We start from the raw sequence: 22,275 nt of genomic DNA, 5'->3' as shown, positions 1-22,275 counted from the left end.
GCATCGATGAGCATCGAACACTCCAGCATCGCGCCGCTGACGAAAATCGTTGAACGCAACCAGATTTGGAGCCGCATGGCGGCCAAACACGGCGTCGGCAACCCGGTGCCCCCGTGGCAGACGAGCCTGGACGGCATCTGCGATGCCCTCGATCAAAGTAATTGCGGGGCACAGGTACTCAGTTTCGCCGAGCGGCGCAGCGACGAGGACGCGCTGTCGGCAACCGTCTACGCGGGCCTGCCCTATCCGGAGAATCGGTTGGTGGCATTGGCGCACTCGCTGGTGGCGCGCGGCGTCATCGACGAAGACGAGCTGGCGGCGCGGCTGGCGGCCGTTCGTGCGCGGCTCGAAGAGTGAGCTACGCCATTTAGCCGTTCGGCGTCGCATACGCTACGCTGGCAGCAACGTTGGCTTCATGACACTGCATGCCAACACCGTCGTGGAACGCTTCCTCATCCCTCCGGTGCCAGCGAAAAGATCGCGCTTGTCACCTAGATGATCCGTGCATCGCGCACTAGCTTGTCTCGCGGCGATCGATTTTGCCATCCGGCAATCTCGCCACCTCGTGCCGATGCCGCGCGGCGTTCTCGCCTCCGGCGCGGCACCACCGATGCCCGAAAGGCACCGAAAAGTGACCACCAGTAAGACTTTCGCCGATCTCGGCGTGCGCACCCACCTGGTCGATGCGCTCGCCAAGCGCGGCCTCACCCATCCCTTCCCGATTCAAATCGAGACCCTGCCCGACACCCTGGCCGGTCGCGACGTGCTCGGTCGCGGCAAGACGGGCAGCGGCAAGACCCTGGCCTTCTCCATCCCGCTCGTCAGCCGCCTCGCGTCGGGCAGCCGGCGCCCCTCGCGGCCCTCGGGCCTGGTGCTGGCCCCCACCCGGGAGCTGGCGACGCAGATCACAGCGACGCTCGAGCCACTGGCGAATGCCGCCGGCCTGCGGATCACCACGATCTTCGGCGGCGTCTCGCAAAGCCGCCAGGTGGCCGCGCTGAAGTCCGGCGTCGACATCGTGGTGGCCTGCCCGGGCCGGCTCGAGGACCTGATGAAGCAGCGGCTGATCAGCCTGGAATCCGTGCAGATCACCGTCATCGACGAGGCCGACCACATGGCCGATCTCGGCTTCCTGCCCGGCGTCACCCGGATCCTGGCCGCGACGTCGAAAGACGGCCAGCGACTGCTGTTTTCGGCCACCCTGGACAACGGCGTCGACAAGCTCGTACAGCGATTCCTGCGCAACGAGGTGCTGCACTCGGTCGACGAGCCCAACTCGCCGGTGCCCGAAATGACCCATCACGTCTTCCACGTCGCCAACGCCGAGGCCAAGAAAGAGGTGGTGCACCGGCTCGCCTCCGGCACCGGTCGGCGGATTCTGTTCATGCGCACCAAGCATCAGGCCCGCAAGCTCGCCAGGCAGCTCACCGAATCGGGAGTTCCGTCAGTCGACCTGCACGGCAACCTGTCTCAGCCGGCACGCGAGCGCAACCTGGCGATGTTCGCCTCGGGCGGCGCCCGGGTGCTGGTGGCGACCGACATCGCCGCGCGCGGCGTGCACGTCGACGAGGTCGAGCTCGTCGTGCACATCGACCCGCCCGCCGAGCACAAGTCCTATCTGCACCGGTCCGGGCGAACGGCGCGGGCGGGCAGCGCCGGAGACGTGGTCACCGTGGTGTTGCCCGAGCAGCGCCGTGACACCCAGTTGCTGATGCGCAAGGCCGGCATCCAGGTCGCCCCGGTGCAGGTAACCGCCGCGTCCGAGGCGGTGCAGGCGCTGGTGGGCGAGGTCGCGCCCTACCAGGCCCCCGCGCCGGCCCGGGCGCCCTCGCACGCGCCGGTGCAGCATCGGGCCAACTCCGGCGGGCAGCGGCGCCGCCGGACCAGCAGGTCGCCGAGGACCAATCCCACCCCCACGGAATCGGCGATGTCGCACCGCACCGCTGCGCCTCGACGACGGCCGGATCGCCGCCGCGCCAGCCGCGCGCAGGGCGCTACCGGCTAGCCCGCGGTCGCGGCGGTCAGCGCCGGGCCAGCAGCCACGCCTGACCGTCGCCTTCGCCGGCGCCGATCAGCTCCAGGCCGGCGAACGCGGCGGGCAGTTCGCCGGCCACGGCGCGGAAGGGACCCGGGCTCGCCCCGACCTCACTCAATGCGGCGATCGCCAGCAGCCCCCCCGGCGCGAGCCGATCGACGATCGCCCGGTCGAGGCGGGGGTCGCGGAACTTGCAGCACAGGATCACATCGACCGGCGCCCCCGCCGGCAGGCCGGCGTCGAAATCGACGACGTCGAAGCGGCAGCGGTCACCCACGCCGGCCCGCTGGGCCAGTGCCCGCGCGTGGGCGATGGCCACCGGCGAGACGTCGAGGCCCAGCACCTGCAGGCCGCGTGCCGCCAGCCAGACCGAGCCGGTCCCCTGCCCGCAGGCCAGGTCGAGGGCCCGCCCCGCGGCGGGAAACACATCCGCGTGGCCCGCGAAAACGCCAGGAGGCGCAACCGAACTCAACGGTGGCGGCCCCTTGGCCGCGTACCGATCGTCCCAGCGACGCCGGTCCGCTTCGCCCATAGCCGCCACTCTAGAACCCGGCTTCTTCTGGACACTTGTCCGTTATCGGGATCCCGCGCTCGCGCCGACCGCCCGCGATGGAAGTTGTTGGTGGCAGGACCCGTTTCTACACTGGACGGGTGTCTAGAGATGCGTCGTCCCCGGCGGTCGCCGGGAAAACGGTCGGCGCGGCCCGCCGATCCGACCGCCGGCCCGGGCAGACCATCCGCAAGGTGCTCGACGCCGGGCTGGCGGAGCTGCGGGAATCCTCGTACGCGAATCTGACGATGCGCGCGGTGGCGACGCGCGCCGGGGTGTCGCCGGCCAGCGCCTACACCTACTTCCCGTCGAAAAGTGCGCTGGTGGCGGCGGTGTATCTGCGCTTCCTGCGGGACCTGCCGCTGCACACCGACGTCAACGAGACGACCAAAACCCGGGTGAGCGCAACCCTGCGGGACATGGCGGTCGTCGTCGCCGACGAGCCGGAACTGACCGCCGCCTGCGGCGCGGCCCTGATGGCCGATGATCCGGCGGTCACCCCCCTTCGCGAACAGATCGGCGAGGAAGTGGCCAAGCGGATCGCGGCCGCGCTCGGTCCGGGGTGGCCCCGCGCCGTGAGATCCACGCTGCAGATGACCTTTTCGGGTGCGCTGATGACCGCCCGGTTCGTCAGCTTCGCCGAGATCTCCGGGCAGCTCGACGAGGCGGTCAACCTCATCCTGGGTGCGTCGGTGGCCTGAAAACTGCGGCGCCCCAGCACAAACCCCCGTGCAATCGGCGCGGCTAGCCGGCGTAGGCAGGCTTTCGCGCCGACGCGCCCGCCCGGAGGAACTCACCGAATCGTTTCTCGCCCAGCTCCGGCGACGCCTTGCCGCCGCCGAACGCGAGGTTGCCGGACACCAAAACCGCCGTGACGGTGGCGTCGTTGCGGTTCACCATCCGCGACAGCCCGCCGTAGGATTCGACGGGATGTTCGGCATAGGCGTCGAGGGAGTCGTCGAGCCTCTCGGGGTCGATCACGACGATATCGGCGCGGTCGCCTTCCCGCAGGGTGCCGGCGTCGAGCTCGTACCAGGCGCCGAGCTCGCCGGTGAGCCGGTGCACGGCGTGCTCGATCGACATGAACGGCGTGCCCCGCTTCTCGGCGTCGCGCACGTGGCGCAGCAGGCGCAGCCCGGAGTTGTAGAAGGCCATGTTGCGCAGGTGCGCGCCCGCGTCCGAGAACCCCATCTGCACGCCCGGGCTTTGCGCCAGCTTCTTGAGCAGTTCGGGCCGGTGGTTGGAGATCGTGGTGCGCCAGCGCAGCTTTTCGCCGTGCTCGAGCACCAGGTCGAGGAACGCGTCGACCGGGTGCAGGCCGCCGCGGTCCAGGCCCACCTGCCCGAACGACTTACCGACGACCGATTCGTCGGGGCAGGCCACGATGTCGGCATCGAAGAAGTCGCGGTGCCACACCCGGGGGCCGTACTTCTGGTCGTAGTCCTTGCGGAACTGCCGCCGGTAGTCCTCGTCGCGCATCAGCTCGTTGCGGGCGATCTCGTCCTGTAGGTGCAGGGCCGCGGCGCCGGAGCCGAACTCCTCGAAGATCACCAGCGAGATCCCGTCGGCGTAGACCTCGAACGGGACCGGCAGATGCTGCCAGCGGAAATCGGCGCCGAGCGCGTTGACCATCCGCGCCAGCCAGTCCATCAGGTAGATAACGGGCGGCAGGGACTTGACGTCGGCGGCCGAGAGCAGGCTGGTCTTCAACCGGCGGCGCCCCACCCCGAGGGAGGTGGCCAACTGGGAAACGATCGACAGCGGGTTCTTGATATCGGGGCCCGACTGCAGGATCTTATTGCGCCGCCGCAGGATGGCGTTCAGGCGCCGCAGCTCGCGAGGCTTGGCATAGGTCGACGGCAGGGTGCGCGACCGGCAGACCTCGCCGTCGAGTTTGTCGAACAGCAGTTGCTGCGAGGACAACCCGACGAAGCCTTCGTCGAGCGCCTCTTCCAGCATCGCCTCCATCCGCGCGAGTTCGGCCGCCGACGGGCGGACGTCCTTGCGGGTCGCCCGGTCCAGGCCCATCGTGGCGGCGCGCATGTCGGAGTGCCCGATGAACGCCGCGATGTTCGGGCCCAGGTTCAGCCGCTCGAGCGCGGCCACATATTCCTTGGGGCTGTTCCACGACCGGGTCGCGTTGAGCTGCTCGATGACATAGCGCCGCGGAATCGCCTCCACGCGGCCGAAGATGTCGCCCGCGTCGACATTGTCCAGGTACACCGTGGACAGCGAGCAGGACCCCAACATCACGGTCGTCACGCCGTGTCGCAGCGATTCGGAAAGCGCCGGCTCACAGAGGGTTTCGATGTCGTAGTGGGTGTGAATGTCGATGATGCCGGGGATCACCCACTGACCGGTGGCGTCGATGACCCGGGCGCCGGTGGTGTCCAGCGGGCCCTTGGCGATGGTGACGACCCGCCCGTCCCGCACGCCGATGTCCCGGTAGGCCGACGGCCCGCCCGTCCCGTCGAACCAGCGTCCATTGGCGATCACGGTGTCGTACTGCATCGGTCGGCCTTTCTGTTGCGCCGGGCGCGTGGGGAGACCGTCGGGCCGCTGCCTCGGAGTTCCGCAGTGATCATACATAATGCCCGTTTTGTCTTGCCGCGTAATCGGCGCCCGACCGCGCGGTTAGCCAGCACCGATGACGCCCCGGCAGACGATATGATCCAGCGGTGGGGTTCATCGGCTACGGGTTTGCCGTCCGTTAATCATGCGCAGTCACGGTTGGGCGGGAAACACCCCCGCCTCGGACGCGGAGGCGATCGAGCGCATCCTGGACGCAGCAGACAAGATCATCGACGAACGCGGCTCGGCGATGCGGATCGCCGACGTGGCACGCGCGCTGGGGGTCACCCGCCAGACCGTCTATCGGTACTTTCCCGGCACGCAGGCCTTGCTGGTGGCGTCGGCGATGCGGTCGGCCGACGGCTTCCTCGATCGCATGGCAGCCCATCTCGAAGGTGTCACCGATCCGGTGGTGGCCATCACCGAAGGCATGGCTTTCGCGGTCGAAGAGCTCGCCTCGGACAACCAGGTCGAATTCGTGCTCAACCAGCGCCACCGCGGCGGCCAGAAGGTGTCGATCGTCTCCGATACCGCGTTGGCGTTCGGCCGTTCGATGTTGCACCGCTACGACATCGACTGGGAGCGTTACGGTTTCGACGAAGCGGGCCTGGACGAGCTGAACGAATTCTCGCTGCGGGTTCTGCATTCCTTCCTGGCGGACCCGGGACGGCCACCGCGCACCGGCGACGATCTGCGCCGCTACCTCAGCCGCTGGATCGGGCCGGCGATCGCCTACCCGCAGCTGGTCCGCGCCATGGATGCCCTCGGCGCGCCCGAGCCGGCCCCAACGCGCCGCCGGTCCTCGAAAGCGTCCTGATCCCGGGCGGTCGGAGCGGCGATTTTGACCATACACATTCGCCGTTATGTCTTGAAGTCGCGCGCGGGCGATGCGCTAATCCTCAATGGGCCGACGCTGTCCAACGATCGAAGGAGGCCTCGACGTGGTGGGTTTGGCACAGGTCGCGCTGAACAGCGCGCCCATCTTTGGTGGCGCGCTGCTCGCGGTGGCGGCCGGGCAATTCCGGGGTCGTGATTACCGCGAAGCGATCAAGCAGGACATGGACCTGCTCGACCGACTCCCGCCCGAAGACGTCGACAGGCGCGCCGAATTGCGGCGCAGCATCGAGGGTCGCGTCGACGACCTGATCGATGCGGCGGACCGCAGCCGCGTGCTGCGCCGGGCCGCGCTGTCCTACCACGGCAACTGGCGGGACGGGGTCCTGCTGCTCTGTGCCGTGCTCTTCACGATCGTCTGGTGGAACGTCAGTCACAGCAGGGACAACTGGCTGCCGATGTTCGTCGTGTTGATCCTGCTGTGCGTGGTGGCTGCCGCGTACACATTCCGCGGAGCGCTGCACGCCGCCCAGTCCGCGTTCCGCGCGAAGCGGCAGGGTCGCGCCCACAGGTAGCGCAGCTCGTCGACGTGACCAGTCGACGTGGAGGTCTTCGTCACATCCGGGGCGGGGACGATCCGCACGACGCGCGCGCGGCGGCGTCCTGTGGCAGGATCGCGATGTGAAGGCCCATCCTTTCGCCGTGTTGACTTGTGCTGTGCTGTCGCCGTTTTCGGCTCTGCTGATCGGCCCGGTCGAGCCGGCGTCCGCAGAACCATGCCCCGACGTCGAGGTGGTGTTCGCCCGGGGCACCACCGAGCCCCCAGGTATCGGCCGCATCGGCCAGAGCTTCGTCGACACCCTGCGTTCGCACGTCGGCGGGAAGTCGGTGGGGGTTTATCCGGTCAACTATCCGGCCACTACCGACTTTCCCACCGCCGCCGACGGCATCAGCGACGCCGGCAATCACGTCGAGCAGATGGCCGCGAATTGCCCGCGCACCAAGATGGTGCTGGGCGGCTACTCGCAGGGCGCGGCGGTGATGGGCTTCGTCACCGAAAGCGCCGTACCCGACGGCGTGCACCTGGTGCAGGCGCTGCAGCCGATGCCGGCCGAGGTGGCCAACCACGTGGCCGCGGTGGCGCTGTTCGGCAAGCCGTCGAGCCAGTTCATGAGCATCATCAACGAGCCGCCGGTGACCATCGGGCCGCTGTACGCGGCGAAGACCCTCGAGTTGTGCGTGCCCGGCGATCCGGTGTGTTCCGACGGGGGCAACCCCGCCGCGCACCGGCAGTACGTCGAGGCAGGCATGGTCGACCAGGCGGCCGATTTCGCCGCCAAGCGCCTCTCGTAAGCGGGGCGCGCGGACGCCTCAGGCGTGGCTAGGTCGCCGACTTTCCGGCCGGTTCTTCGGCGCGCGTGCCGCCGACCATCTCGTGCACGTCCTGCACCGACCACGGCCCGGCTTGGTGGTGGTCGCGGTAGCCCAGCAGCCGCGGCGTTTGGCGATCGAAACTGCCCACGAAACCGCCTGCGGCAACAAGGATTTGACCCGTCACGTCGCGCGAGAGGTCACCGGCCAGATACGCGTAGACCGGTGCGACGAACTCGGGCGGAGCGCTGTCGAGCGAGGCCCGCATGGTCATCTCGTCGAGCAGCCCCCGGCGGTGCAGGTCTTCGATGTGCTTCTCGTAGTCGGCGCCGGTAGACAGCCGGGTCCTGGCCCCGGGGCACACCACGTTGGCCCGCACGCCGTAGGGCTTCAGTTCGGCGGCGATCGCCATCGTCAGGCCGTTGACGGCGCCCTTGCCCGCCGGATATCCGGTGCCGCCGTAGTCACCCAGGAACGCCACCGAGCTGGTGTTGACGATGGCGCCGTGCCCCTGGGCGGCGAGCACCGGAGCGGCCACCCGGCAGGTGTGGAACACCGTGCCGAGGTGACCGCTGATCAGACGGTCGAACTCGGCCGGGGAGACGGTCAGGATCGACGAACCGGGCGGTTCGGCGATCCCGGCGCAATTGATCAGCGTGTCCAACCGCCCGAACGTGCTCACGCATGCGTCGACGAGCCGACGGGCGACGCGCTCGTCGTCCGCGGCTCCCACCACCGCGTGGGCCCGCCCGCCGGCCGCCGTGATCGCCGCGACCGTTTCGTGCACGGCCTGTTCGTCGCGCCCGTTGACGACGACGCCGGCACCGAGGCTGCCCAGCAGCTCGGCGACCGCGCGGCCGATACCGCGACTACCGCCCGAAACCACCACACCTTGCCCCGACAGCGGGCCCTCGGGACCGATTCGGCTCATCGCAAGCTCCGGTGTGCGCCAACCGGTGCGCACCGTAAAGCGTTGCCCGCGAATTGCTCTCGCGGCCGGCTGATGGGCACGCGCTCGACGGTGGTCACGAACATTAGGCGAACAGTACCCAGCCGACTCAGAAATGAGAACGCAAACCCACGTTTACCTCGCACGCGGCGCTGCACGCCGCCGGCAACCCGCCAACACGGGCAGGTTCGGCACCTCGTCGCCGCCATCGCGCTGCACAAACGCACCCCCGGCGGCGCCGGGTGCGGCCCCGCTGCCCCGCCGGGCAAAGCCGCGTACCGTCCACCGGGCGTGGAAGGTAAAGCAATCACCTCAGGTAGAAGTGGCCCCGAATCGGCCCGAATCAGTTTGCCGGGCGCTTCCCCGCGGGCCGCAGCACCTCGATAACACCGCAGCTGGGGGACGTGCGCCAGCGCTCGGGAGGGCGTCGAAGCCCTGCAACCGCGGGTTGCCGACCCCCCGCTGCTACACCGTGGAAACTGTTCAGAAATTATCTGAATCCGTCGCCCCGAGCGATCGCCGGATGGTGCAAGGGGGCGTATAGTCTCCAATGAAGTCCGTTGTGGACGTGTCGCCGTTTAGCTAAAAGCGGTCCAGTCAGCCGCATGGCTACTGAGCTTGGTATGGCTCCGGCGAATCAGCCCGAGTCACCTTTCGCTTCGTGTCGCGCGTTGGCCCACCGACCGTCCTGCGGATCGAGATGCTGTGGGGGCGAGAAGTGCGCATAGCTGCAAACCTTCACCGCGGACGACTCTAGGAGTCAGCGATGCAAACTTGTTTTCGCGCAACCGTTTACCCGATTCTTCGAGTGAACGTGGGGTGCGCCAGCCGATGACCAACGTAATTTCTGCAACCCGTCCGGCCCCGACCACGCGGACCACCAAATCCGATGATTCCTACGACGATGTCGTCGAAATGTTCCTGGTACTGCAGGAGTTGCCGGCCGAATCGTACGAATACGCCCATCAGCGCGAACGCATCGTGTCCCGGTGCCTGCCGCTGGCCGACCACGTGGCCAGCCACTTCGCCCGCCGGGGCGAGGGCCTCGACGATCTCATTCAGGTTGCTCGGCTGGGCCTGATGAACGCCGTCAACCGGTTCGACCCCGCGAAGGGTCCGAGCTTCATCGGCTTCGCGGTCCCCACGATGATGGGCGAGGTCAGGCGTTACTTCCGCGACTACAGCTGGGGAATGCGCGTCCCGCGGCGGCTGCGCGAGTTGCACGTGCAGATCAGCAGGACGACTGCCGATTTGTCGCAACAACTCGGCCGTGCGCCCACCGCGGGTGAGCTTTCGCAGGTGCTCGAGGTTCCGCGCGAGGAGATCGTGGAATGCCTCGTCGCCGGCGACGCCTACCGGCTCGACTCCCTCGACGCGCCCCTCGGCGCCGACAGTTCGGGAACTCCTCGCTCGGTGGCCGACTCGGTCGGCGACATCGATCCGCAGATCGAGCACATCACCAACCGGGAAGCGCTGCGGGTGTTGGTTGCCACCCTCCCCGAGCGCGAACGCGAGGTGTTGCGCATGCGGTTCTTCGAATCCATGACCCAGAGCCAGATCGCCGAGCGCATCGGCGTGTCCCAGATGCAGGTGTCCCGCATCCTGGCCAACACGCTGAGCTGCCTGCGCGATCAGCTCGAGTAGCGCTCGGCTCCCCAGGGCGCTGCGCGGCATCCGCCGCCGCGCAGCAATGTACTGTGCGATTCGAAAGATCACCCGACGGTGTCGCCAGGAAAACCTGGAAGGAGCTCGATGCGATGAGGATGTCACGAACGGTGCTCGCGGGTGTCGCAGCGACGACGGCACTTGCGGTGTCGGTCGCCGGCTGCGGCAACAACAAACCGCAGCCGTCGCCGTCGAAGTCGGGATCGGCCACCTCGGCAACCTCCGCACCCAGCAGCTCGGCGCCGGCGTCACCGGCGCCGGCGCAGCCCAACGAGTACACCAAGCTGCTGATCCAGGCCAGTGACATCAACGCCCCGGTCCCCTTCACCGCCGCTCCCCCGACCGACAATCCCAACGGCCAGCCGGGCGTGGCGACCACCTTCAAAGACGACGACGGCAGCCACGCCATCAAGGTCACCATCAACGTGTACGACGACCCCGACGCCGCCACCAACGCGCTGAACACCGCCAAGGGTCAACAGGGCGGGGCGATCAAAGATCCCACCACGCAGCCGTCCAACATCGGCAGCGGTGGAACGATGCTGATGGGCAACACCCCCGACCGCAGCAAGGGCGTGGTGATCCTGCTCTTCACCGAGGGCAAGGCGCTCGCGACGCTGGAGTTCGACGGGCCGACCGACACGCTGGCACCCCCGGACTTCGTCAACGACGTCGGCCAGAAGCAGGACGCGGCCATCAAGAAGGGGCTCGGCGGCTAGGCGCCGCTTCAAACCGCGAGGGACGCCATGAACGTCATCAACGGCATGCCGGCTCACGCCCTATGGCTGCACTTCGTCCTGGTGCTGGTGCCGCTGACCGCCCTGCTGGTGATCGTCTGCGGGTTATGGCCGGCGGCCCGGCGCGGACAGCTGCTGTGGCTGACGCTGATCCTTGCCGTGGTCACCATGGTGTTGACGCCCATCACCATCAACGCCGGCGGATGGCTCTACGACCTGAGGGCGAACCCCAGCCCGATCTTGCGCGAGCACGCCGAGCGGGGCAGCCTGATGGCCTATTTCGCCGGCGCGTTGCTGGCGACCGCGGTCGTGCTCGTCGTCGTGCGGGTGATCGAACGCCGATCCGACAAGGGCCGCGCCGCCACCCGGACACTCGTCGCGATAGTCGCGCTGGCGGTGGGGATCTCGTCGATGGTCCAGATCTACCGGGTGGGCGACGCTGGTGCTCAATCCGTCTGGGGCACCGAGATCGCGCGCCTGACCAAGAGCCACGCGGGCTGAGGGCCCCCTGTCGGCCAAAAGCAGGACGGCCGATCGCGATTCAACCGGCGGGCGTGAGTAGAAACAACCGGAATCGGCGCCGGCCGGCGCGTTCCTGGGCGAGGCGATAATTCGGCCAGGACGCCAGCGCCTTGTCCCACGCTTCTTCGCGTTCCGCGCCATCGAGCAGGCGCACCGCCGCCACGCAACGGTGCCCACGCCGGCGCATGGTGACACGTTGCGCCGCTTTGAGATTCGCGGACCAGGATGGGTGGCGTGCGTGCCCCCAGTTTGCTCCGATCAGCAACAGGGCCCCATCGAGGGGGACGTATTGCACGGTGGCGCTGCGGGCGAGGCCGGTTTTGCGACCAGAGACGGTGATCCGCACGTTGGGCAGGCCGGCCACATCCAAAACGCCGAGGCGTCCGTTGGTCAGGAAACGCAGCGCGGCTTCGAGCCACTCCACGAGCCGGTGACCGTTCAGGATCAGCACGCGGTAGACCGTCGGGTTGCGGGCCCACCGCTGCAGCGGATTCATGCGACGACTGTATGGCCCCCGGTGCCGGACTAGGGCGACGCGTCGATGAAATACCGCTGACGAACCGGGGTTTCGGCGACGGCTCGCGACCGATCGCCGCCGGATAAATAAATTGCTTGATTTAATCCGGCGCGGCGTGTTCACTGAGGCGATGACCGCCGAGCGGGTCGCCCGCTCCGATAGGTCGACAAGCACTCGCGAGGCGATCTTGTCGGCCGCCGAAGTGCTGTTCGCCGAACGCGGGATGTACGCCGTGTCCAATCGGCAGATCAGCGAGGCGGCCGGGCAGGGCAACAACGCCGCGGCGTGCTACCACTTCGGCACCCGGGTCGACCTGCTCCGCGCGATCGAGAGCAAGCACCGCGAGCCGATCGAGGAACTGCGCGCCCAGATGCTGGGCGCCATCGGCGAATCGAGCGAGCTGCGGGACTGGGTCGGCGCGCTGGTTCGCCCGTTGACCGATCATCTGTCCGCGCTGGGCACCCCGACCTGGTACGCCCGGTTCGCCGCGCAGGCGATGGCCGACCCGACATACCGGCATGTGGTCACCAAGGACGCCCTGGCGTCACCGCTGCTGGTCCGCACGCTCGACGGCATCAACCGCTGCCTGCCGGAGCTACCCAAGCGAGTGCGTGCCGAACGGATGGTGATGGTGCGCAACCTACTCATGCACACCTGCGCCGAACACGAGGGCGCACTGGCCGAACACGGACCGCGGTCGCGGTCGGCGTGGCCGGTGGCCGGCGAAGGGCTGATCGACGCGATCGTCGGCCTCTGGCGCGCGCCCGTCCATGTGGGTGCGGCCGGCGGCCAGCCGGGACACACCACCGCGCAGGCCGACAACAGAGGAGCACGATGACCGCAGGATCCACCGCCACCGATCTCCCGGAGTTCCCGATGACGCGGGCCCCCGGCTGCCCGTTCGCCCCACCCCCGAAGGTGTTGGCGCTCAACGCCGACAAGCAGCTGAGCAGGGTGCGGATCTGGGATGGCAGCACCCCCTGGCTCATCCACGGCTACGACGCGATACGCGCGCTGTTCACCGATTCGCGCACCAGCGTCGACGACCGGTTGCCCGGCTATCCGCACTGGAACGAAGGCATGCTGGCCACGGTGCACAAGCGCCCCCGCTCGGTGTTCACCTCCGACGCCGAAGAACACACCCGGTTCCGCCGGATGCTGTCTAAACCGTTCACGTTCAAGCGGGTTGAGGCGCTGCGGCCGGCGGTCCAGAAGATCACCGACGACCACATCGATGCCCTGCTCGCCGGCCCGAAGCCCGGTGACATCGTCAGCACCCTGTCGCTGCCGGTCCCCTCGCTGGTCATCAGCGAACTGCTGGGCGTGCCCTATGAGGACGCGGAATTCTTCCAGGCTCAGGCCCAGCGGGGCATGGGCCGCTACGCGACCGAGGAGGACACCGCCCAGGGTGCTGCCTCGTTGGCCAAGTATCTGGCCAATTTGGTGCGGGCGAAAATGCAAGACCCGTCAGAGGATCTGGTATCCGACCTGGCCGAGCGGGTCAACGCCGACGAGATCAGCGTGCGCGAGGCCGCGCAGTTGGCCACCGGCGTGCTGATCGCGGGCCACGAGACCACGGCGAACATGATCAGCCTGAGCATCGCGGCGTTGCTCGAACACCCGGATCAACGAGCGCTGTTGCACGACACCGACGATCCCAAGGTCATCGCCACCGCGGTCGAAGAGCTGATGCGCTACCTGAGCATCATCCAGACCGGGCAGCGCCGAATTGCCGTCGAGGACATCGAGATCGGCGGCGAAACCATCCGCGCCGGTGACGGCATCATCCTCGACGTCGCCCCCGCGAACTGGGATGAGCGCCAGTTCCCCAATCCCGACCGGCTGGACCTGCTGCGCGAGGACGGGCCGCACGTCGGGTTCGGCTACGGACGCCACCAGTGCGTGGGTCAGCAGCTGGCGCGCATGGAGTTGCAGATCGTCCTGCCCACCCTGCTGCGCCGCGTCCCGACCCTGCGGCTCGCCGTGCCACTGGATGAGCTTCCGTTCAAACACGACGCGCTGGCCTACGGTCTCTACGAGTTGCCCGTGACATGGTGAAACCCGATCTCGCGCTGGACGTTCCCGACCTGCGGGGCAGATTCGCCGTCGTGACGGGGGCCAACAGCGGTCTGGGGTTCGGCCTGGCGAAGCGGCTGTCCGCCGCGGGTGCCGAGGTGGTGCTGGCCGTCCGCGACGGGGCCAAGGGCGAGCGGGCGGTCGCCGACATCCGCCGGGAGGTGCCGCAGGCCAAGCTCACCATCAGGCAACTCGACCTGTCGTCGCTACCGAGCGTGGCCGGGCTGGCCGAAGAGCTGACCGCGGAAGGCCGCCCGATCGACATCCTGATCAACAATGCCGGCGTCATGACGCCGCCGCGCCGGCAGCAGACCCGTGACGGATTCGAATTGCAGTTCGGCACAAATCATTTGGGGCATTTCGCGCTGACCGGACGGTTGCTGGGCTTGCTGCGGGCGGCGGAGTCCGCGCGGGTGGTGACGGTCAGCAGCCTCGCCGCGACCCAGGGCAATCTCGACTTCGGCGACGTCAACGCGCAACGCGGCTATAAACCCATGCGTTCGTACGGGGTCGCCAAGCTGGCGCAATTGATGTTCGCCGTCGAATTGGATCGGCGCAGTCGATGCGGGGGGTGGGGATTGATGTCCAACGCCGCGCACCCGGGTCTGACCAAGACGAACCTGCTCAGCGGCGCGTCGTACGGTCGCACCACACCGACCTTGCAGGCCCGGTTGACGCAGCTGACGTGGCGGCTGCTGCCGTTCATGTGGCTCGACATCGACGAGGGCATCAAGCCGACGCTGTACGCCGCGGTGTCCCCGGATGCGCAGGGCGCCACATACTACGGGCCGCGTGGCTTCTACGAAACGGTCCGGGGCGGTGTCACTTTCGCGAATGTCCCCCGGCTGGCGCGCAGCGAGGCCGACCTGCGCGAGCTGTGGGGGCTCTCCGAACGGCTCACCGGTTTCAGCTATCCGGATTGACCTCAGAAAGTGGTGATAGATGGCGTTCGTTGGTCGCAGTGACGTCAAAGATCCGGGTGCGCAGCAGGACCAGTGGGAACGCCTGGCGCGCAGGCGTGAGCGGTTGTACGCCGACGACGAACAGTTCCGCAATACCAAGCCCGACGACGAAATCGCCGCGGCCGCACGCGCTCCGGGGCTGCGGATCGCCGAGGTGATGGCCACCGTCCTGCAGGGCTACGCCGGGCGGCCGGCGCTCGCGCAGCGCGCCCGCGAGGTCGTCACCGATCCGCAAACGGGCCGTTCGGCGCTGAACTTCCTGCCGCGCTTCGAGACGATCACCTATGCCGATCTGTGGGCGCGGGTGCAGGCCACGGCCGCCGATTGGCATCACCACCGACGGTTCCCGGTTCGCGCCGGGGACTTCGTCTGCGTGCTGGGGTTCGCCAGCATCGACTACACGGCCATCGAATGCGCCTGCATCCACCTCGGCGCCGTGGTGGTGCCCTTGCAGACCAGCGCACCCGCCGCCCAGCACGCGCCGATCCTCGCCGAGACCCGGCCGCGCGTTCTGGCCGTGGGCCTCGACAACCTCGCGACCGCCGTCGAGGCGGCCTTGGCGGGCACCGCGCCCGATCGCTTGATCGTGTTCGACTACGAGCTGCGTGACGATGACCAGCGCGCCGCCTTCGAGGCCGCGGTCGCGCGGCTGTCCGAGGCGGGCAGTGCGCTGACCATCGAGACGATCGATGCCGTCGCCACCCACGGCGCGGTCCTGCCACCCGCGCCCCTGCACGTCGCCGCGGCGGGCGAAGACCCGTTGGCCTGGGTCTTCTACACGTCGGGCAGCACCGGCACGCCCAAGGGCGCGATGTTCACCGAAAGCCTTTGTATAGGGACCTGGTTGGCGCAATCCGACCAGCCCGTCATCACGCTGAGCTACATGCCGATGAGTCACTTGATCGGTTACGGATATGTAATCCTGACCCTCGCCAACGGGGGCACCAGCTATTTCGCCGCCAAGAGCGACCTCTCGACCCTGTTCGAGGACCTGGCACTGGTGCGGCCCACCTCCATGAGCCTGGTGCCACGGGTCTGTGAGATGTTCTTTCACCACTACCAGCGCGAGCTGGACCGCCACGTCATGGCCGGTGCCGACTCCGATACCGCCGGGGCGCAGATCACCACGGCGATCCGCGAGGAGATCCTAGGTGGTCGCGTGCTGGCGGTGGGTTGCGGCTCGGCCGCGTTGTCGCCGGAGATCAAGGAGTTCATGGAGGAGGTGCTCGATCAGCACCTGCTGATCGGCTATTCGTCCACCGAGATCGCCGGCGGGATGATCGTGGCCGACGAGCACGTGCTGCGGCCCCCGGTCATCGACTACAAACTGCTCGACGTACCCGAACTCGGCTATTTCACCACCGACAAGCCTTATCCGCGAGGCGAATTGGCGGTAAAGTCGGCTCGCTTCATGGCCGGCTACTACAACCGGCCCGACCTGACCGCCACGATGTTCGACGAGGACGGTTACTACAAGACCGGTGACATCATGGCCGAGGTCGGCCCGGACCAGTTGCGCTACGTCGACCGCCGCAACAACGTGATCAAGCTCGCCCAGGGTGAGTTCGTGGCGGTCTCTCGCCTGGAGGCGCTGTATTCGACCAGCGCCCTGATCCATCAGATCTACATCTACGGCAACAGCGCCCGCTCCTTCCTGCTGGCCGTGATCGTGCCGGCCGAAGGCGGCGCCGACGCGTCGGCGATCGCCCGGTCGCTGCGGCAGATCGCACGCGACAACCACCTCAACGGCTACGAGATCCCCCGCGAATTCCTGATCGAAACCGAACCGTTCAGTCTGGCCAACGGCTTGCTGTCCGGCGTCGGAAAGTTCCTACGACCCAAGCTCAGAGAGCGCTACGGTGAGCGGCTCGAACAGCTCTACGCCGACATGGCCGACGACCAGCTCGGGCAGCTTCGCGCCCTGCGCACCGGCGGCGCCGATCAGCCGGTGCTGGCCACCGTCACCAAGGCGGTGCAGGCCACCCTCGGCGTGCCCGCGGCCGATGTGTCCCCGGAGGCGCGAGTCATTGACCTGGGCGGTGATTCCCTTTCGGCGCTGACCTTTTCGACCCTGCTTACCGACATCTACGGCGTCGACGTTCCGGTCGGCGTGGTGATCGACCCGACCGGTGACCTGCTCACCATCGCCGACCACATCGACCGGCATCGGGACTCCGACGTACTGAGCTTCGCGTCGGTCCACGGCACCGACGGCGTCGAGGTCCACGCCGAAGACCTGACCTTGAACAAGTTCCTCGACGACGACATTTTGAAGTCCGCGACGCTGCTCCCACCGCCGACAGCCGAGGTGCGCACCGTTCTCCTCACCGGCGCAACCGGTTTCCTCGGCCGTTTCCTCGCCATGGAATGGCTCGAGGGGGTTGCGGGCAAGGACGGCAACCTGATCTGCCTCACCCGGGGTGCCGATGCCGTGCAGGCCCGTCAGCGAATCGAGGCGGCGCTGGGCTCGGATCCCACGCTGCTGGAACGCTTCCGGTCCCTCGCCGCCGATCATCTCGAAGTCGTCCCGGGTGACATCGGCAAGCCACGGTTCGGGCTGGATGAGGCGACGTGGCGGCGCCTGGCCGACACCGTCGACCTCGTCGTGCACCCGGCGGCGCACGTCAACCACGTGCTGCCCTATCGCCAACTTTTCACGCCCAATGTCGTGGGCACCGCCGAAATCATCCGGCTGGCAATCACGGCCAGGCTCAAGCCGATTCACTACGTCTCCACCCTGGGGGTCAGCGCCGTCGCCCATCAACTCGTCGACGAGGACACCGACATCCGCCGCTCGGTGCCCAGCTGCACAATCGGCGACGACTACGCCAACGGTTACGGGATCAGCAAATGGGCCGGCGAGGTCCTGATGCGCGAGGCACACGACGTGTGCGGGTTACCGATTGCGGTGTTCCGGCCCGGCATGATCCTGGCCGACAGCCGGCACGCGGGACAGATCAACGTGCCTGACATCTTCACCCGGCTGCTGTTCAGCCTGGTCGCCACCGGCGTCGCTCCGCGCTCGTTCTACCGGGGCGCTAACGATCCGGACGGCGCCCGCCCACACTACGAGGGTCTGCCGGTGGACTTCCTGGCGGACGCGATCGCCTCGATCGGGCCACGGCACGGCATCAGCTTCGACACCTACAACACGACAAATCCGCACGACGACGGAATCTCGCTGGACACCTTCGTCGACTGGATCGTCGCGGCGGGCTATCCGGTCGAGAAGATCGACGACTATCCGGCCTGGCTGGCGCGGTTCGAGACGGCAATGCGCGCGCTACCCGAACGCCAGCGCGCACAGTCCGTCCTCGGCGTGCTGGACGTCTACCGTGAACCCATGACCGCGATAGCCGGGTCGCCGGTGCCCGGGGCGCGATTCCGGGCGGCCGTCGAACATTCGGGTCGCACCATCCCGCATGTCTCGCAGCAGTTGATCGAGAAGTACCTCGAAGACCTGGAACGGATCGGTGTGCTCTCCCCCCGGTTCAAAACGTAGGTGATCGCAACGAAGGGACGATGATGTCCAGCCCAGCCCAAACGCTTTACCCCGAAGGCGTGATCGGCGCGCCCAAGGATCGCCGCGGTCACGCCGCGGAGTTCAGCACCGGCCTGCCACCCGGCACCGAGGTGTTCTCCGCCGACAATCACGTCTCGGTGGCCGATGACATCTTCTACCAAGGCTTTCCCGACGAGCTCAAGGAGCAGGCCCCGCGGATCTGGTATGAGGACGGCGCGTATCTGCTCGGGTCGCCCGGGCAATCCATGGTGGTCGGCGATTTCAGCGCGGTGCTCATGCAATACGACGATCTGGCCGGGGCGGCCACGAACAACGTCGAAGCCCGGGTTCGCGAGCTCGCCGAGGACGGCGTCGACAGGGAACTGGCCTTCCCCAACGCGGTGCTCGCGCTGTTCCACCACCCTGACCACCAGATCCGCGAGCGGATCTTTCGCGTCTACAACGAGCACATCGCTGGCGTTCAGGAACGCTCCCGCGGGCGGTGCTACGGCGTCGGACTGATCAACTGGTGGGATCCGGCCGGCGCGCGCCGCACCTTGGCCGAGTTGAAGTCGTTGGGGCTCACCACGTTTCTGATGCCGATCAGCCCCGGCAACGATGCCAACGGCCAGCCCATCGACTATTCGAGCGCGGCGATGAGTGCGGTCTGGGATGAGATCGAGGAGGCCGGGCTGCCCGTCACGCACCACATCGGCGAGAGCCAGCCCAAGTTTCCCAGCGAGGTCAACAGCGTCGCGGTGGCCATGATGGTCAACATCGACTCATTCCGGGAGATGTTCTCCAAGTATATCTTCGGCGGCATCCTGGACCGGCATCCGCAGCTGCGGATCGGCTGGTTCGAGGGCGGCATCGCGTGGGTGCCGACGGCCCTGCAGGACGCCGAGCATGTGCTGGCCTCCTACCGGCACATGCTGGCGCACCAACCCGAGCGGGAGGTCCGCCATTACTGGGATGAGCACATGTGCGCCTCGTTCATGGTCGATCCGCTGGGGCTGCGGCAGATCGAGGAGATCGGGATCGACAAGGTGATGTGGTCATCCGATTATCCGCACAACGAAAGCACTTTCGGCTATTCGGAGCGGTCCCTGGCCGCCGTGGTCGACGCCGTCGGTGCGCATGACGCCGTTCGGGTGGTCGGCGGCAACATCAGGAATTTTCTGGGGATCTCGGCATGACGAACTCGGTGGCCGCCCGCACCTCGGCGCTCGATATACCCGACGAACCCGACTGGGCCCGCATGCGCATCGAGACAGGAGCGCGGCTGCGGTCCGCCATGTCCGAGCACGGCGTCGACGCGCTGATCCTGCTGATGAACGGCTACGTCGGATACGCGACCGGGGTGAGTTGGCCGCTGTTGGACGCCGGCCTGTCCCACGTCGAGCGTCCGGTCGCCGTCGTGCTCGCCGACGACGTGCATCCACACCTGTTCATGCCGTTGCGCAGCGGGGCGTCCGCGGAGTACCCCGTGCCAGACGACCACCTGCACGGCCCCGCCTACCTCGAGTTCGACTCCGGCGTCGAGGATTTCGCTCGGAAACTGTCCGATCTCATTCCGCCGGGCGCCAGCGTGGCCGTCGACGAACTCACCGGCGCCATGCGCCGCTCGACGTCCACGCTGTTCCCGGGTGGCCCGCCGACCGACGCGGCGATCGTGCTCGGGGCGGCGCAACTGGTCAAGACCCGCGACGAGCTGTCCTGTCTTCGCAGGGCCGCCCGCATCACCGAACAGGCGATCGTCGACGTGCAGGAGGCGCTGAAGCCGGGCGTACGACAGATCGATCTCTCGGCCACCTTCGTGCGGCGGGCGTTCGAACTCGGTGCCACCACCAACATGCTCGAGGCGATCTGGCAGGTGATGCCGAGTTCGCGGGAAGCCGGCGTGTGGACGACGCACGGCGATCTGGCGCTGCCCCTGCTGCCCACCGACCGGGAGCTGTCCGCCGGCGACGTGCTGTGGACCGACATCAGCATCACCTACCACGGATACTGTTCGGACTTCGGCCGCACCTGGATCGTCGGCGACCGGCCCACGCCGCGGCAGCAAGGTCAGTTCCGGCAGTGGCGCACGGTCCTGGACGCCGTGCTCGCCGTGACCAAAGCCGGTGTGACTTCGGGGGATTTGGCGCGCGCCGCGATCACGGCCAACGGTGGCCGCAAACCATGGCTGCCGCATTTCTATCTGGGTCACGGCATCGGCACCTACCCCGCGGAGGCGCCGATGATCGGAACGGATCTCGGCGCGGAGTTCGACGACAACTTCGTCTTTCCGCCCGGCATGGTGCTGGTTCTGGAGCCGGTGATGTGGGAGGACGGCACCGGAGGCTACCGCAGTGAGGAGATCGTGGTGATCACCGAAGACGGCTACGCGCCGATCACCGACTACCCCTACACCCCGTATGGCGACTGAAGTCCTGCCCGACGCGCGCGAATTGCGTTCGGGCCGAAGGGAACGGGCGCTGGCCCAGATGGCGGAGCACGACCTCGACATCCTGGTACTGGGCCGGCAGGCCAATATCCGCTACGTCACCGGCGCCCCGCAGCTATGGATTGCCGGCACCCGCCCGTTCGGCCCGATGTGTGTGCTGGTGCGCGACACCGGAGACATCTATCTCAACAGCACCGACGACGAGGGTGTGCCGGAGGAGATCGGCCACGACCACCTCTACGGGCTGGCCTGGAACCCACTGACCCTCATCGACGTCCTGAAGAAGATCGAGGGCGCCGACGCGGCACGGCGGGTCGGAACCGATGCGATCACACCGACTTTCGCGGCGTTGCTGCCCGAGGCGTTCCCCAATGCCGAGCTGGTCGACGCGGAGCCCGCCATGCGGGCGGCGCGACGCATCAAGACGCCGGACGAAATCGCGGCGATGGGCCAGGCCGTCCGGGTCGCCGAACACGGACTGGCAACCGCGCTCAGCGAATTGGCGCCGGGCGTGTCGGAGCGGACGCTGGCTGGGGTGATGATGGAGGCGATGGCCGCGGGCGGGGTGAGCACGCCGGCGACCCAGGACGCCGCGTGGGTGACGTCGCGCGAACAACCGTGGCGTCGCGCCGCCGCGTCCGAGGTCCGGCCGGGTGACCTCGTCGCGTTCGCCGCGGGCGCACTGGCGAACGGCTATGTCGCCGAGGTGGGGCGGACCCGGCCGGCCGGCGATACCGTCACCGACGAGGTCCGCACGCTCTTCGAGCGCTCGCATGTGTTGTACGACAAGATGGTTGCCGCATGCCGCCCCGGCGCGTCCACCCGCGACCTGCTCGCCGCCTACGCGACGGCCGGTGAGCCGGTGCCGCCGATGCCGGTCGCGCACGGGCTGGGGTTGGGGTTCGATCCGCCCGTGGTGTCCGAAACGCTGCTGGCCGCGGGCGAACACGACGTGCTCGAGGCGGGGATGGTGTTGGCGATCACCGGATATGTGTGGCGAGAGGGCCTCGGCGCGGTGTACCGCCGGGACACCGTGCACATCACCGTTAATGGTGTCGATGTACTGACCACCAGTCGATCGTGGGGTTAGCGGCTGAAATAACTTGTGCCACTTTGGTTTCAGTGGTCACAAAGCGGGACGTTTTGTCGGTGGGCATCGCTAGTTTGGCGGTGTGAGTGATGAGCAGGATGTCGAGGCGGCGTTCGATGCGCTCGATGCCGCCTGGGATCGGGTGTGCGCGCTGAACGTCGACGCGCTGAAGCCCCGGCAGCAGTTGGCGGTGTTGGCGCACTGCGAGAAGCAGCGCCGGCGCATCCCGGCCGTCGAGCACCCCGTGATCAATTCCCTGGCCCGTCAAGCACCCTCGGTCGAACTCGGCGCCACGGTGGTCCACGCCATCGCCGAGGCGACGCTGATCAGCCGTGCCGAAGCCGCCCGCCGCCTCAACGAGGCACGCGATTTGGGCCCGCGCCACGGCCTGACCGGCGAACCGCTGGGCCCGATGCTGCCCGCCACCGCCGCCGGACAACGCCGGGGC

21 protein-coding genes are annotated in these 22,275 nt (G+C 67.9%); 17 read left to right on the top strand and 4 right to left on the bottom strand.

Annotated elements, in window-relative coordinates:
• Window positions 1-6 precede the first annotated feature (6 nt).
• Window positions 7-357 (top strand): SH3-like domain-containing protein, encoded by a 351-nt coding sequence (locus tag A5624_RS03085; protein ID WP_066861350.1) that lies wholly within the window; start codon window positions 7-9, stop codon window positions 355-357.
• 274 nt (window positions 358-631) lie between these two features.
• A complete protein-coding gene (locus A5624_RS03080) occupies window positions 632-2,005 on the top strand; it encodes a DEAD/DEAH box helicase (RefSeq protein ID WP_066861450.1) in 1,374 nt (457 codons plus the stop codon).
• Window positions 2,006-2,021: 16 nt separating this feature from the next.
• Here A5624_RS03080 and A5624_RS03075 read toward each other — a convergent pair whose 3' ends face one another.
• Window positions 2,022-2,567 (bottom strand): bifunctional 2-polyprenyl-6-hydroxyphenol methylase/3-demethylubiquinol 3-O-methyltransferase UbiG, encoded by a 546-nt coding sequence (locus A5624_RS03075; protein WP_066861348.1) that lies wholly within the window; start codon window positions 2,565-2,567, stop codon window positions 2,022-2,024.
• A gap of 119 nt (window positions 2,568-2,686) precedes the next feature.
• Here A5624_RS03075 and A5624_RS03070 point away from each other — a divergent pair, with 119 nt between their 5' ends.
• Window positions 2,687-3,286 (top strand): TetR/AcrR family transcriptional regulator, encoded by a 600-nt coding sequence (locus A5624_RS03070; RefSeq protein WP_066861346.1) that lies wholly within the window; start codon window positions 2,687-2,689, stop codon window positions 3,284-3,286.
• Window positions 3,287-3,329: 43 nt separating this feature from the next.
• Here A5624_RS03070 and A5624_RS03065 read toward each other — a convergent pair whose 3' ends face one another.
• Window positions 3,330-5,096 carry an amidohydrolase family protein gene (locus A5624_RS03065; RefSeq protein ID WP_066861344.1) on the bottom strand — a complete coding sequence of 589 codons (1,767 nt, stop codon included), beginning with the start codon at window positions 5,094-5,096 and terminating at the stop codon, window positions 3,330-3,332.
• Window positions 5,097-5,301: 205 nt separating this feature from the next.
• Here A5624_RS03065 and A5624_RS03060 point away from each other — a divergent pair, with 205 nt between their 5' ends.
• The 3 genes from A5624_RS03060 (at window position 5,302) to A5624_RS03050 (ending at window position 7,343) form a co-directional block, all read left to right on the top strand.
• Window positions 5,302-5,973, top strand: coding sequence for a TetR/AcrR family transcriptional regulator (locus tag A5624_RS03060; RefSeq protein ID WP_066861341.1), 672 nt, complete (start codon window positions 5,302-5,304; stop codon window positions 5,971-5,973).
• An 85-nt stretch (window positions 5,974-6,058) separates the two neighbouring features.
• The gene (locus A5624_RS03055; RefSeq protein ID WP_066861338.1) at window positions 6,059-6,565 is read left to right on the top strand and encodes a hypothetical protein; all 507 of its coding nucleotides are present in this window, start codon (window positions 6,059-6,061) and stop codon (window positions 6,563-6,565) included.
• A 142-nt stretch (window positions 6,566-6,707) separates the two neighbouring features.
• The gene (locus A5624_RS03050; RefSeq protein ID WP_066861335.1) at window positions 6,708-7,343 is read left to right on the top strand and encodes a cutinase family protein; all 636 of its coding nucleotides are present in this window, start codon (window positions 6,708-6,710) and stop codon (window positions 7,341-7,343) included.
• A gap of 28 nt (window positions 7,344-7,371) precedes the next feature.
• Here the strand turns inward: A5624_RS03050 and A5624_RS03045 are convergent, their stop codons facing one another.
• Window positions 7,372-8,292: an SDR family NAD(P)-dependent oxidoreductase gene (locus A5624_RS03045; protein ID WP_066861332.1), complete on the bottom strand. Its 921-nt coding sequence runs from the start codon at window positions 8,290-8,292 to the stop codon at window positions 7,372-7,374.
• An 849-nt stretch (window positions 8,293-9,141) separates the two neighbouring features.
• Between A5624_RS03045 and A5624_RS03040 the strand changes: the two genes are divergently transcribed.
• The 3 genes from A5624_RS03040 (at window position 9,142) to A5624_RS03030 (ending at window position 11,213) form a co-directional block, all read left to right on the top strand.
• Window positions 9,142-9,954: a SigB/SigF/SigG family RNA polymerase sigma factor gene (locus tag A5624_RS03040; RefSeq protein WP_066861329.1), complete on the top strand. Its 813-nt coding sequence runs from the start codon at window positions 9,142-9,144 to the stop codon at window positions 9,952-9,954.
• Window positions 9,955-10,067: 113 nt separating this feature from the next.
• On the top strand, window positions 10,068-10,694 hold the full coding sequence (locus A5624_RS03035) for a hypothetical protein (RefSeq protein ID WP_066861326.1): 627 nt from the start codon (window positions 10,068-10,070) through the stop codon (window positions 10,692-10,694).
• Window positions 10,695-10,721: 27 nt separating this feature from the next.
• A complete protein-coding gene (locus tag A5624_RS03030; protein ID WP_066861323.1) occupies window positions 10,722-11,213 on the top strand; it encodes a DUF2231 domain-containing protein in 492 nt (163 codons plus the stop codon).
• A gap of 40 nt (window positions 11,214-11,253) precedes the next feature.
• Here the strand turns inward: A5624_RS03030 and A5624_RS03025 are convergent, their stop codons facing one another.
• Entirely contained in the window at window positions 11,254-11,730 is a 477-nt protein-coding gene (locus A5624_RS03025; protein WP_066861320.1) for a nitroreductase family deazaflavin-dependent oxidoreductase, read from the bottom strand.
• 136 nt (window positions 11,731-11,866) lie between these two features.
• Between A5624_RS03025 and A5624_RS03020 the strand changes: the two genes are divergently transcribed.
• The 8 genes from A5624_RS03020 to A5624_RS02985 all read left to right on the top strand — a co-directional run.
• On the top strand, window positions 11,867-12,589 hold the full coding sequence (locus tag A5624_RS03020; RefSeq protein WP_066861317.1) for a TetR/AcrR family transcriptional regulator: 723 nt from the start codon (window positions 11,867-11,869) through the stop codon (window positions 12,587-12,589).
• Window positions 12,586-13,809 (top strand): cytochrome P450, encoded by a 1,224-nt coding sequence (locus A5624_RS03015; RefSeq protein WP_066861314.1) that lies wholly within the window; start codon window positions 12,586-12,588, stop codon window positions 13,807-13,809. The genes A5624_RS03020 and A5624_RS03015 overlap by 4 nt, the downstream gene beginning before the upstream one ends.
• Window positions 13,803-14,750, top strand: coding sequence for an SDR family oxidoreductase (locus tag A5624_RS03010; protein ID WP_066861311.1), 948 nt, complete (start codon window positions 13,803-13,805; stop codon window positions 14,748-14,750). The genes A5624_RS03015 and A5624_RS03010 overlap by 7 nt, the downstream gene beginning before the upstream one ends.
• Before the next feature lie 19 nt (window positions 14,751-14,769).
• The gene (gene car / locus A5624_RS03005) at window positions 14,770-18,291 is read left to right on the top strand and encodes a carboxylic acid reductase (protein WP_066861306.1); all 3,522 of its coding nucleotides are present in this window, start codon (window positions 14,770-14,772) and stop codon (window positions 18,289-18,291) included.
• Between the two features lie 23 nt (window positions 18,292-18,314).
• Complete coding sequence (locus A5624_RS03000; RefSeq protein WP_066861447.1) at window positions 18,315-19,487, top strand: amidohydrolase family protein; 1,173 nt, start codon at window positions 18,315-18,317, stop codon at window positions 19,485-19,487.
• Window positions 19,484-20,719: a Xaa-Pro peptidase family protein gene (locus tag A5624_RS02995; RefSeq protein WP_066861303.1), complete on the top strand. Its 1,236-nt coding sequence runs from the start codon at window positions 19,484-19,486 to the stop codon at window positions 20,717-20,719. Before A5624_RS03000 ends, A5624_RS02995 begins: the two co-directional genes overlap by 4 nt.
• On the top strand, window positions 20,709-21,827 hold the full coding sequence (locus A5624_RS02990; protein WP_066861300.1) for a Xaa-Pro peptidase family protein: 1,119 nt from the start codon (window positions 20,709-20,711) through the stop codon (window positions 21,825-21,827). Before A5624_RS02995 ends, A5624_RS02990 begins: the two co-directional genes overlap by 11 nt.
• 82 nt (window positions 21,828-21,909) lie before the next feature.
• Window positions 21,910-22,275, top strand: a 366-nt coding sequence (locus A5624_RS02985; protein ID WP_156748765.1) for a DUF222 domain-containing protein, incomplete at its 3' end; no start/stop codon positions are given.

The sequence above is a fragment of the Mycobacterium sp. 1482292.6 genome (assembly GCF_001672995.1).
Taxonomy (GTDB): Bacteria; Actinomycetota; Actinomycetes; order Mycobacteriales; family Mycobacteriaceae; genus Mycobacterium; species Mycobacterium europaeum_A.
The sequence above is the reverse complement of the archived record's forward strand: the minus strand, read 5'-3'. Positions and strand labels throughout refer to the sequence as shown.